The sequence below is a fragment of the Capnocytophaga sp. oral taxon 329 str. F0087 genome, from assembly GCF_000213295.2.
GTDB classification, from domain to species: Bacteria; Bacteroidota; Bacteroidia; order Flavobacteriales; family Flavobacteriaceae; genus Capnocytophaga; species Capnocytophaga leadbetteri_A.
In genome coordinates, this window is the sequence record NZ_KN389988.1 from 43,360 (window position 1) to 51,824 (window position 8,465).

Annotated in this window: 13 protein-coding genes; 2 read left to right on the plus strand and 11 right to left on the minus strand. The window is 40.4% G+C overall.

Annotated elements, in window-relative coordinates; genetic code table 11:
- Positions 1 to 19 precede the first annotated feature (19 nt).
- From HMPREF9074_RS12295 to accD, 11 genes are all read right to left on the minus strand, one after another.
- On the minus strand, positions 20 to 172 hold the full coding sequence (locus HMPREF9074_RS12295) for a hypothetical protein (RefSeq protein ID WP_009391589.1): 153 nt from the start codon (positions 170 to 172) through the stop codon (positions 20 to 22).
- Complete coding sequence (locus HMPREF9074_RS02370; protein WP_009391586.1) at positions 162 to 746, minus strand: zeta toxin family protein; 585 nt, start codon at positions 744 to 746, stop codon at positions 162 to 164. Before HMPREF9074_RS02370 ends, HMPREF9074_RS12295 begins: the two co-directional genes overlap by 11 nt.
- On the minus strand, positions 739 to 1,392 hold the full coding sequence (locus HMPREF9074_RS02375) for a peptidase E (protein WP_009391585.1): 654 nt from the start codon (positions 1,390 to 1,392) through the stop codon (positions 739 to 741). Before HMPREF9074_RS02375 ends, HMPREF9074_RS02370 begins: the two co-directional genes overlap by 8 nt.
- A gap of 9 nt (positions 1,393 to 1,401) precedes the next feature.
- Positions 1,402 to 2,055, minus strand: a complete 654-nt coding sequence (fsa, locus tag HMPREF9074_RS02380; protein ID WP_009391584.1) for a fructose-6-phosphate aldolase — start codon at positions 2,053 to 2,055, stop codon at positions 1,402 to 1,404.
- Between the two features lie 12 nt (positions 2,056 to 2,067).
- On the minus strand, positions 2,068 to 2,901 hold the full coding sequence (locus HMPREF9074_RS02385; RefSeq protein ID WP_009391583.1) for an SDR family oxidoreductase: 834 nt from the start codon (positions 2,899 to 2,901) through the stop codon (positions 2,068 to 2,070).
- Positions 2,902 to 2,910: 9 nt separating this feature from the next.
- Entirely contained in the window at positions 2,911 to 3,768 is an 858-nt protein-coding gene (locus HMPREF9074_RS02390; RefSeq protein WP_009391582.1) for a YwqG family protein, read from the minus strand.
- An 11-nt stretch (positions 3,769 to 3,779) separates the two neighbouring features.
- Positions 3,780 to 4,631 carry a YwqG family protein gene (locus HMPREF9074_RS02395; RefSeq protein ID WP_009391581.1) on the minus strand — a complete coding sequence of 284 codons (852 nt, stop codon included), beginning with the start codon at positions 4,629 to 4,631 and terminating at the stop codon, positions 3,780 to 3,782.
- 33 nt (positions 4,632 to 4,664) lie between these two features.
- Positions 4,665 to 5,690, minus strand: a complete 1,026-nt coding sequence (locus HMPREF9074_RS02400) for a diphosphomevalonate decarboxylase (RefSeq protein WP_009391580.1) — start codon at positions 5,688 to 5,690, stop codon at positions 4,665 to 4,667.
- 64 nt (positions 5,691 to 5,754) lie between these two features.
- The gene (locus HMPREF9074_RS02405) at positions 5,755 to 5,949 is read right to left on the minus strand and encodes a hypothetical protein (RefSeq protein ID WP_009391579.1); all 195 of its coding nucleotides are present in this window, start codon (positions 5,947 to 5,949) and stop codon (positions 5,755 to 5,757) included.
- Between the two features lie 2 nt (positions 5,950 to 5,951).
- Positions 5,952 to 6,401, minus strand: a complete 450-nt coding sequence (locus HMPREF9074_RS02410; protein WP_009391578.1) for a DUF6934 family protein — start codon at positions 6,399 to 6,401, stop codon at positions 5,952 to 5,954.
- 74 nt (positions 6,402 to 6,475) lie between these two features.
- A complete protein-coding gene (accD, locus tag HMPREF9074_RS02415; protein WP_009391577.1) occupies positions 6,476 to 7,330 on the minus strand; it encodes an acetyl-CoA carboxylase, carboxyltransferase subunit beta in 855 nt (284 codons plus the stop codon).
- Between the two features lie 115 nt (positions 7,331 to 7,445).
- On the opposite strand from accD, the gene HMPREF9074_RS12615 reads away from it, so the two are divergent.
- Complete coding sequence (locus tag HMPREF9074_RS12615; RefSeq protein ID WP_009391576.1) at positions 7,446 to 7,730, plus strand: hypothetical protein; 285 nt, start codon at positions 7,446 to 7,448, stop codon at positions 7,728 to 7,730.
- 6 nt (positions 7,731 to 7,736) lie between these two features.
- A complete protein-coding gene (locus HMPREF9074_RS02425; RefSeq protein ID WP_009391575.1) occupies positions 7,737 to 8,120 on the plus strand; it encodes a hypothetical protein in 384 nt (127 codons plus the stop codon).
- The last annotated feature ends 345 nt before the right edge of the window (positions 8,121 to 8,465 follow it).

Genomic DNA, 8,465 nt, shown 5'->3' on the forward strand with positions numbered 1-8,465 from the left:
TCGATAACTTTACTAATTCTTATGGTGTGATTGTAACGATTTTTCCTTCTTTCCAAACTACTATTTTCTGTTGTTTCTTGCGCTTTTCAACAATCATTCGCTCATAAGCAAGATCTAACCCTTTTAAAAGTTTATCTTTTAGACCCTCTTTCTTAGTTATTTTATCTTTCATAATTATTTTTCATTAAGTTAAACTTGTTGTTGTTATAAATTATGATACCTTTATGCCTTTCCTTTTGAGCTATAAGTTCCTTTCTCCCTTCTGAATTATCAAATATATAACAAATATCTACCATATCTATATAGATAGCAAAGAGATTGGCAATCCCATTATGATACCTTCTTTCAATGGTTTCTAAGGGAATGCTATGCCCTCCTTCAGCAACGCGCTGAGCGACACGTTCTTTTGCCATTGCTACATTGCGCAACCAAAAGAACAATAGGGTAACCTCATAGCCATTTGCTTGTGCCCATTCTATTTTTTGCTTATAGCTTTTAGTAGCCAAAGTAGTTTCGAAAGCAAAAGTTTCTCCTTTTTGCAATAGTTCGTCCATACGAGCGAGCATTATTCTACCGGCTTGCATAGCTACGCTTTCGGGCTGGAAAGGCGATAGCCCCTTAGCGATTTCGTCGGCATTGATAAACTCTTTGCAGTTGAGTACTTCGGGCAAAATGGTAAAAGAAGCGGTAGTTTTTCCCGCACCGTTACAACCTGCTATGATATAGAGTTTTGGGAGCTTAGACATTATTAAAACTATTTCTTTGCTGCTCGTTTGGGTTTTCAAGTGTTTTTATTTCATCACCTAAAACGGTAATTACTTGATTGTTGGAAATAGGTCGCAAATCTATTCTCTGTGAATAGTCATTTACTACTTTTTGAGAAGCTTCCTTGTAAGGGAAATTCAGATAATGAGGTAAAAAATAAAATTCTACCAAATGCAAACCCGAATATTCTGTTAGTTCAGGGGCTTTTTTGGTTTCGTCCATATCGCTAACAAATTCAATAGTAGGAGAAGCAATGATAGAACCTGCTGAAGTACCTATGTACAACTTTCCATTATTGATTTTTTCTATAAGTAGCTTGTCGGCTCCTTTCTTTTTTAGTTCTTGCATTAGGTAGAATGTATTCCCTCCAGAGATAAAAATATAATCATTTCGCTCTAATGCTTGGGCTATTTCTTCGGTAGTAGCGGTAGAAACTTCTAATTCTTCTATGATAAGACCTAATTTTTCAAAAGCTTTTCTATCATCATCGACATAAAAACGCACTTTTTCTACCAAACTTGCTGTTGGAATAAATGCTAGTTTCTTTCCTTTTATGGGCTCACCTGCAAAATCTTCAAATAATTTTGCTACTGAACTGAATGATGAGGTTAAAAATAATTTTTTCATTTGTGTTAATTATCCCAATTTTTTGGCGTCGGCTAGGAATTGTGCTAAGCCACTATCAGTAAGAGGGTGTTTTAATAGTCCGGTGATTGCCGAAAGAGGGGCAGTAATGACATCGGCTCCTATTTTGGCGCATTCGAGAATGTGCATCGTATGACGCACTGAAGCGGCCAATATCTGGGTTTCGAAATTATAGTTGTCGTAAATCAGGCGTATCTCTTCGATAAGTGAGAGTCCGTCGGCTGAAATATCATCGAGTCTGCCAATAAAAGGCGATACATAGGTAGCTCCTGCTTTGGCTGCCAAAAGCGCCTGACCTGCAGAAAATACCAATGTGCAGTTGGTGCGGATGCCTTTATCAGTAAAGTATTTAATGGCTTTAATGCCGTCTTTTATCATCGGTACTTTTACAACAATCTGTGGATGAAGGGCGGCTAACTCCTCGCCCTCGCGGACGATGCCCTCGAAGTCGGTGGCAATTACTTCAGCAGAAACATCGCCCTCTACAATCGTGCAGATGTTAGTATAATGCTTGAGTATCGCCTCTTTGCCGGTGATGCCTTCTTTTGCCATTAATGACGGATTGGTGGTAACGCCGTCTAACACGCCCAAATCTTGGGCTTCTTGAATTTGTGCTAAATTTGCTGTATCAATAAAGAATTTCATATTACTTGGTTTTTAATTTATTAATTGATAATGTTTCATCAGCATTTGCTCGTAGCGTTTGCTGGGCAAAAGTCGTTTGAGGACTATTGAAAATTTCTGTAAGAAACTGCCTTGTTTATAATGCACTTTGGGGTGCTTGGTGTTGATTACTTTGAGTATCTTTTCGGCCATTTCTTTAGGGTCGCCCCCACTGTCGACGTGCTCATTCATCAGGCGGAGTTGTTTTGCATACACCTCAGCATAAGGAGAGTTTTCGTTTACGGGAGTGTGATAACGGCGAGAGGCTATATCGGTAGCATAATCGCCGGGGGAAATGGTGCAGACCTCTATACCAAAGGCTTTTACCTCCATACGCAAGGCTTCGGTCATCAGCAGTAAAGCCCCTTTGCTGGCTGAATAGGCTCCGCGAAAAGGCAAACCCATATAGCCCGCTATCGAACTAATGTTGATAATACGTCCGCTCTTTTGCGCACGCATAGTAGGCAGAACCTCTTGCACTACAGACATAGCGCCATAGAGGTTGGTGGCAAAAACGTTATGCAGTTGGTCGGCTGGCAGCTCTTCTACCGCCCCTGTGATACCTACCCCTGCATTGTTGATAAGGATATCAATACGCCCTACCTCGCTGAGGATTTGCTGCACTGCCTGCTTGATAGTGGCTGGCTCTCGCACGTCCATTGGTAGCAATCTGAAGGGAAGGTTCTTGCCCTCGACATTGCGTGCCGTGCCGTACACCAAAAAGCCCTTAGAGGCGAGCAGCAAAGCTGTTTGTTTGCCTATACCGGAAGTCGCGCCCGTAATAAGAACTATTTTAGGGGCTGACTGATTGCTATTGGTTGTTGTCATACGTTTGTTTTATAGAGAGTGTTGTATCCTACTAAAATCGAGCGCTTGAAAATCGTCTTTTTCGATAAGAAAATTTACAGCCTCGTTATCTTTGCAACGGATACCTACTTTCTCATCGGTATCTATACGCAGTAGTAGTATTTTGGGTAAGCCATCGCTACCTACCGCCTGAGCGTTATCATCGACCTCGCTATAGCCGCCTATACGATGCCCTCGAGAGGTAGGCAATAACTCTTTGAGCTTTTCGGCTATCTTTTCAGGCAAAAGAAGAAAGTTCTCTCGCTGCTCCCCAAAGTAGGTTTTCCACAGTGGCAGCAACGAATGATTAAAACGCAACTGCTCATAAGAAAAAGTATCAGTGCCTTGGGTGAAAATTAGTCGATAGGCCTTTGTAGGAGCAAAAGGCAAAGGCTTGCCCTCGAACTGATACACCTGCTTAAATTTGTCGTAATCTGTAGCCTCTTCTAAAGTAGGATAATATATAACGCGTTGTGTATGGGGCGAATAAGAATAGTATTGGTTGCCAGCGTACTTGCCATTGGCAGCTACCCATATTTGCAACAGTCCTTTTCTAGGGTATATATTATTTTCAAGCAACTGCGAGCAGTTGATTTGTGCCAACATAAACAGCGGCTTACCATTACGCGCTGTAGGCAGTGTGGCGCCTTTAGGCAAGTAAGGAATACCGCCAAACTTACTATCGGTAATTGACAGATTAGCAGATGGTAGTGCCTGTATATGTATTACCTGCCGAGCTGTTGCTGTTTTTACCGCTTGGGCAAAGTTCTCCAGCCTTGTGAGTTGTTTATCTGTTAGTCTATCTTCCCCCTCACTGAATATTGTTTGTAACCATTGCCATACTCCCATAGCTTTATATTTTAAAACTGAAAATTGTAATACACCTCTGTAAAATCGGCTTCTGCAAGCTCTTCTTCCTTAATAAGGAAAAGCCCTACCCCGTCTATCCAATCTATGCCTAAATCATCATCGCAATCTATTTGCAATAATGGGAAAGAGCGGTAATCATCGGGATAATAATTGCCATACTCAGCTTCCTCGCCATAGCCTCCTAATTTATTACCTTGCCCATCGGGTAGCCAATCGTTGAAAATCTCATCTATTTCGTCGGGGATTTGAGTAGGTGAGTCGTATAGGTAATGCGCGTAATTGGTGCCAAACTTTTCATTCCACTTTTGTACCAAGATAGGATGAAAGAACGAAAGGGCATAACTGACCTCTTCGCGCTCTTTAGTGAAGTGCATTGCAAATTCCTTAGACTCTTTCAGAGGCATACACTCATCATAAAAATGGTATTCCGCTTGAAACTCTTCAAAGGGAGTTGCCTCGGTAAGGGTAGGGTAATACAACACTCTGCGGTTGTTATCGCTAAAGGGGTCATTTCTTTCATTATGATTACAAACCCCTTGGTTATATTCGTCTATAAATTTTTCATCGACAACTCTTATCCAAAACTGCAAGAGTCCTTTTTTAGGATAGAAGCTGTTTGGCGGCAACTGTTCGCAGTTGATTTGCGCTATCATAAATAGCGGGTAGCCGTCAGAAGTTCTGGGCAAAGTGCCTCCTTTGGGAATATAAGGTACCCCTCCGACTTTGCTATCAGTGATAGGCAAGCCCTCAGCTGGCGAAAGTTCATAGCTAATGACCTCGCGCTCTGTAAGCGGAAGTACCTCTTCTATAAAATCCTCAACTTGCTCTTTAGTAATATCCATAAGAATTTGTCGATTTGTCAATTTGCCGATTTGCTAATTGGCTAATTGGTCATTAATATATTTCCCTTCTTCGCAAAAGTGTGCTAATTCGTTTTTGATAAACGTTTGTACTTCGTCTTTTACGCTTTTAGGGTACAGCAGATGCACATTGGCACCGGCATCGAGGGTAAAGCAAAGCGGTACTTTGGTGTCTTTGCGGTACTGCCATACGCGCTGAATAACTTCCAAAGTATTGGGGCGCATCAGTATGAAATACGGAATGCTGGTCTGCATCATTGCGTGGAGGGTGAGGGCTTCACTCTCGACTACCTCTATAAACGTATCGATATCGCCTGTAGCAAATGCCCCTATAAGGCGATCGATATTGCTATTGGCTTGCAAAAAACGCGCCTCGGCAAAAGGGTGTCCGTGCATTAAATTGTGCCCCACGGTGCTGCTGACTTGCTTCTGCTCACGGTCGATGAGCAGGATAGTATCCTGAAAATCAGCAAACACAGGTGCTACTTGCAGCGGGTAGGGTATGCCATAATCGTCTGAACTGCCCACAATAGAAGGATGTTGCCCCCATACCACTATACTACCTTTGACACTGCGGCAGGCACTACCCGACCCTAAACGCGCCAAAAAAGAGGCTTTTTGCCAAAACTCTTCTTCGGAGTATGTATAGCCTAACTCTCTGGCTACCTGCATCAGGCATACTGAAAGCGCTGCCATAGCACTAGCAGACGAGGCTATACCGCTGCTGTGCGGGAAGGAGTTATGCGAGTGGATACTGAAATGATAGTCCGTTAAAAAAGGTAAATAAGGAGCAATACGCGCAAAAAAGGCTTCGATTTTGGGGTGAAAGGACGGCTTTGGCTGTCCGTCGAAGCTAAAATCAAAAGAAAAAGGGGCGTCAGTAGCCATAGTAGCGGCGCTTCTACGCTGGTAGGCAATAGAGGTTTCGGTATAGCAATGGCTAAGCGTAAAGCTAATAGAGGGGTTAGCAGGTAACTGCTCCCCTTTCTTGCCCCAGTACTTTACAAGGGCTATATTACTCGGTGCTTTGAATGTGATCATTTAGTCGTTAGTCGTTAGTCGTTAGACGCTAGCTATTAGTCGTTAGATGTTAGAGGGCTAACGGCTAAAATTCAGGGTTACCTGCTATTCTTAATGCTTCATTAGCTTGTGCTAATTTCTCAGGAAAAAGTACCTTATTAGCATATTTATCCAACGAAGGGTCGGGCTCTAAAAGTACATAATGAGGTGTTACTTTAAGCACTTTCCTTGTTGTTTTCTCTACAATAGTTTTTAAATCTTTTTTCTCTTCTGTACTCATAGTTATTTATTGTTTTTTCGTTTTAAAACAAAACCTTGACAGTTGATATTAGGATAAAAATCTTTCCACTCACCATTTTGCCAACAGCGCAGTGTGAAATCACTTTCAACAATAGATAAGTACTTCATAATAATTATCCTATACAGCCTTGTTCTTGTAGGTGAACTACCTGTTATATATACCCATTTATCAGGGAATTCTTCAGTAAAAGCATAAATAATGGAGATAACAGTAGCTAATACCTTTTCCATATCTCCGTTATCAGAAACAATTTTATCATCTATTTCACCGGTAATAGGATTTTCATCTCCGAAACCTAAATTATAAACATTTATTAAATTTGTTTCCTGAAACTTTACCATTTTGTATATACAACCTTTCTTTCCTTCACTTACAAACTCATAAATATGTTTTGTTTCATCAGGCAAAACATCGTACTTCGGTAAATTCATTGGTTATGTTGGTCTTATAAGTTGTTTTTTTATAGTCTAAGCACTAGCGACTAACCACTAACGGCTAACACCTACTATCTGATTTTTCTATTCATCACTAAATCTATATATAGATTGACGGTGTCTTTTAGCTGTTTGCGGTTTACGATGAAGTCTAAAAAGCCGTGCTCGAGAACGAATTCTGCCGTTTGGAAGCCCTCTGGGAGGTCTTGCCCTGTGGTGTCTTTTACTACTCGTGGGCCTGCAAAACCTATAAGCGCGCCTGGTTCGGCTATGTTGATGTCGCCAAGCATCGCAAAGGAAGCACTAATACCCCCTGTAGTAGGGTCGGTGCAAAGCGATATGTAAGGCAACTTTGCCTCATCGAGCTGGGCTAACTTAATAGAGGTTTTGGCCATCTGCATTAGCGAAAGAGCCGCCTCCATCATACGAGCTCCACCTGATTTTGAAATCATAAGGAATGGGAGTTTATGCTTGATAGCATAGTCGATAGCACGACATATTTTCTCGCCCACTACACTACCCATAGAGCCGCCAATGAAAGCGAAATCCATACAGCCAATGACAATAGGCGCCCCCTTAGAGTTGCCCACCGCTGTACGAACGGCATCTTTGAGCCCCGTTTTGTTAGTGGCTTCTTCTAAACGTTTGTCGTAAGATTTGGTATCTACGAACGAAAGTGGGTCTTTAGAGACCATATTGGCATCTAATTCTTTGAACTCATTATTGTCAAACAGTATTTGAAAATACTCCTTACTGCCAATGCGCACGTGGTAATCGTCATCAGGACTTACGTAGAAGTTGGTAACCAACTCATCTTGCTCTACTATATTGCCGCTGGGCGATTTAAACCATAATCCTTTAGGGATATCTTTCTTCTCCTCTGTAGAGGTTTGTATTCCTTTTGCTGTTCTTTTAAACCAAGACATAGTTAATTAATCTTTTTATTGAACTGCAAAGATAGAAATTTTTTTTTAATTGGCAATTACACCGTATATTTGCAACGATTTTTTTAGAATAACTGAAAAGTAAAACATACTACTTTTGATATTTTTATTAGATGTTTATACTTCGCTGATTTTTCGCTTTTCGTTCGCTCTTCCTGTATCGTTTGTATATGGTAAGTATAGTGTAAGAGTAAAGAGAAAAAATTTTTGGGGAAGTGCGAGTGGGAGTGCGAGCCGCACGGGCAAAGATGTGAGACAGGTGGGACAAGTGAGACAGGTGGGACAAGTGGGACAAATGAGGGCAATTGTGGGATGCGAGTATATGTTGGGGCTAACTAAACAGCTTTTTAGAGATATACCAGACTATTCAGAAAAAAAATAAGAGCTTATGTATAAGATAAAAACTAGTGATTTTTTTAATGATACAATAGATAAAAAACTATTTAATATTGATGTTGTAAAAAATATATCGCAAGATTTTTTTATTTCTAGGTATAGTAGTTTGTATGTAGTGTATTATTTATATTTCAAAATAGAATTTTGTTTCAAAGAAAATATAAATCTTTATTATATAATGGTAGAAAGAAATCTAAAAAATAGAGAAAATACATTGCTTGAGTATGAAGATGACTTACTTATATTTGATAAAACAAAAGATGAATTAGGAGAAAAAATAGGGAGTATTATTGATGATAATATTATCAAGCAGAATAATATAGAGTTATATTTCTCTGAGGGAGAAATTGATAGTTTATATTTTTTTAAAAGATAATAATGGAAATGCATCAGATGTGTTGGTAAAACATTATATGCTAAGCTTTAACGCATAACACAAAGGCAAGCCGCACGGGCAAGATGTGGGACTGATGGGAGGAATGAGAAGGCTGAGAAGGCTGGGAATGTGGGGCGAGTGAGACAAGTGGGACAAGTGGGACGAGTGGGACGAGTGAGACAGGTGGGAGGGATGAAAATGTAAACATTGTGGGGAGGGCGTGGTAATCCAAAATAAATTTGTACTTTTGCCACTTGTAAAAACTGAACTATCTGTAACTAAAAAAACTGAACTATCTGTAACTAAAAAAACTGAACTATCTGTAACTAAAAAAACTAAACTATC